Below are 2,742 nucleotides of genomic sequence, written 5' to 3' on the forward strand. Positions count from 1 at the left end.
TTTATCGAATGCGAGCGGCGTGCAAAGCAAGTTGTTACACCACAAATCGATTACTCAAGTCCACAAGTAATGTTAGGTGTATTAACTCATCTAAAAAATGAAAATGAGCGTAAAGACATCATCATTGAAGATTTAAAACCAAAAGCAATGGCTCTGGAAAGCTTGCAACGCTCTGATGGGCTCTTCAGTCTTACTGAAGCCGCTAAAGTGCTCGAAATGCAACCAAAACAATTCATTCTCTTCCTACAGAAAAAAGGATGGGTGTATCGACGCACTTTCGGGGATCGCTTATTGCCTTATCAGGATAAAATCCAAAAAGGACTAATGGATTGCTCAACCCTCACTATTCAAACCGAAAATGGAACTGAAAAAGTCATTCCTTCAGCAAAAATCACAACAAAAGGCATGGGGGTGCTGTCTCAAGAGCTTAAAAGACAAAGCATGCATTAAGAGGCTATCATTATGGAAAAGAAATATGAACTTACTGATGAAACAATCGAAGTTGGGGGCAAAACTCTCCACCGCATTCGCGCATTACGAGACTTTGGAAACGTCGAGAAAGGTGATTTAGGAGGCTATATCGAGAAAGAAGACAACCTATCGCATCGTGGTAATTGCTGGATTGGGGATTATGCAAAAGTCTATGGTTATGCCAAGGTTTTTGGTGATGCTAAGGTTTACGAAAATGCACAAGTTTACGGTTATGCACATGTTTACAACAATTCTCGTATTTATGGCAAAGCAGAAGTTTGCGATGAACCATGCATTTACGGTGATGCAGAAGTTTACGGTGATGCATATATTTGCGGTGAACCGNGGCAATGCAGAAGTTTCCGGTGATGCGCATGTTTACGGTCATGCAAAAATTTACGGTGAAGCATGTGTATGTTGGGACGACTGGATTGATGGCGATAAAAGAATCTCAACTAGGTAACAAACCAGATGAAAAAATACGAATTTACTGATGAAAAAATTGTGTTTGATGGAAGAACTCTTCACCGAATTAGAGCCTTAAGAGACTTTGGATATGTCAAAAAAGGTGACCTCGGCGGTTTTATAGAAAAAGAGAGCAACTTAAGCCATAAGAGAGACTGTTGGATTTTTGGCAATGCACAAGTTTACGGTGATGCCAAAGTTTATGATGATGCGCGGGTTTATGGGAATGCACGCGTTTATGACAATGCACAAGTTTATGATTATGCCGAAGTTGGTGGTGCTTCTGTTCGAGATAATGCCAAGGTTTTTGACTATGCGCGGATTTATGGGAATTCTGTTATAGGGGAAAGTGTACACGTTTACGGAAATGCTAAAATTTACAATCAAGCATATATTTGCTGTCGTGTAGACATTGCTGGAAATTGTAAAATTAGTGGCTCCACCGTAATCGTAGAACGTGAGAAATAGTAATCATGGAAAAGAAGTACGAACTTACTGATGGGAAAGCTGAGTTTAAAGGGGTAACTCTTCACCGTATCCGCGCTTTAAGAGACTTTGGAGTTATTAAAAAAGGTAATTTAGGCGGCTTTATAGAACATGAAAACAACCTATCGCATCATGGTAATTGCTGGGTAGGTGGTAATGCATTCGTCTTATCTTGTGCTTGCGTTTACGATAATGCTCAAGTTTATGATGATGCTGTAGTTTATGGTAGTGCACGAATTAAACATAATGCACATGTTTACGGTTTTGCCGAAGTTTATGGAATGGCAACAGTTTCCGGTAATGCACGTATTTATGGCGACGCAAAAATTTATCGTGATGCGGATATTGATGGCGATAACGTCATGTCCACTGGAGAAAAAGCATGGTGAAAAAATACGAATTGACTAATGAAACAATCGAAGTTGGGGGCAAAACTCTCCACCGCATTCGTGCATTGAGAGACTTTGGTAATGTTAAAGCAGGTGATTTAGGAGGCTATATCGAGAAAGAAGACAATCTAAGTCATGATGGCAATTGCTGGGTTTCTGGTAACGCCAAAGTTTATGGAAAAGCTAAAGTTTGTGGTTTTGCCGAGATTTTTGGTAATACCGTAATAGCCATATAAGCCGTTTTTAACCACACAACCAACTTTTAAACACCAGCGTGATTCACGCCACGGGTGAATTGCGCGCAATGTAGGAAATCAAGATGAGTGAACAAAACACTAACCTAATAGAAATTGAAGAAACACATCATGTAGCCGTCGAACAAACTGTCATGGAACGTATTTTAAATAAAGCCTTAGACAGTGACGTCGATATGGATCGCTTAGAGCGTCTTCTTGATTTAAGAGAACAAGAGATAAAACGACAAGAGCGCCAAAATTTTGTCCGTGATCTTTCGGCTGTGCAAATGGCATATAAAAATATCGAACAAAACGCCATTAATAACCATACAAACAGCAAATACGCTACACTTGATCAGTACATTGATGCTGTAAAGAAAGGGCTTGCAACATACAAATTTGCTTTGTTTTATCGTATTAAAAATCAAACAGAAAAAAACGTTACCATAGAAATAACTCTGTCTCATCCTTCAGACAATCAAATCTCAACAGAAGGAACATTTCCAATTGACAGTACAGGCTCTAAAAATAGCATACAATCACTTGGTTCCACACTTACCTACGCACGAAGATACCTATTAGGCATGCTTCTTAATTTAGCAAGTAAAGAAGACGATACAGATGGAAACCCGCCTATTAAAAAGGCTTTTCCACAACAGATCAATGAAATCAGAAGACTTGTCGTACAAACCCAA

Annotated in this window: 5 protein-coding genes and 1 pseudogene; all 6 read left to right on the forward strand. The window is 39.3% G+C overall.

Features of this window, described 5'->3' with window-relative positions:
• Positions 1–450 (forward strand): phage antirepressor KilAC domain-containing protein (locus tag ACFIMC_RS04795; protein ID WP_375685678.1); only part of this gene is annotated, 450 nt, incomplete at its 5' end.
• A gap of 12 nt (positions 451–462) precedes the next feature.
• Positions 463–840, forward strand: a complete 378-nt coding sequence (locus ACFIMC_RS04800; RefSeq protein ID WP_375685680.1) for a hypothetical protein — start codon at positions 463–465, stop codon at positions 838–840.
• A gap of 102 nt (positions 841–942) precedes the next feature.
• A complete protein-coding gene (locus ACFIMC_RS04805) occupies positions 943–1,404 on the forward strand; it encodes a hypothetical protein (protein ID WP_375685682.1) in 462 nt (153 codons plus the stop codon).
• 5 nt (positions 1,405–1,409) lie between these two features.
• On the forward strand, positions 1,410–1,811 hold the full coding sequence (locus ACFIMC_RS04810) for a hypothetical protein (RefSeq protein ID WP_375621851.1): 402 nt from the start codon (positions 1,410–1,412) through the stop codon (positions 1,809–1,811).
• Positions 1,805–2,038, forward strand: a pseudogene (locus tag ACFIMC_RS04815) (hypothetical protein); the annotation flags it as partial. The gene ACFIMC_RS04810 and the pseudogene ACFIMC_RS04815, both read left to right, overlap by 7 nt.
• A gap of 92 nt (positions 2,039–2,130) precedes the next feature.
• A partial coding sequence (locus ACFIMC_RS04820; RefSeq protein ID WP_375674534.1) for an ERF family protein occupies positions 2,131–2,742 on the forward strand: 612 nt, incomplete at its 3' end.

It is taken from the genome of Bartonella sp. AP21QHHD (assembly GCF_042196205.1).
Classification (GTDB): Bacteria; Pseudomonadota; Alphaproteobacteria; order Rhizobiales; family Rhizobiaceae; genus Bartonella.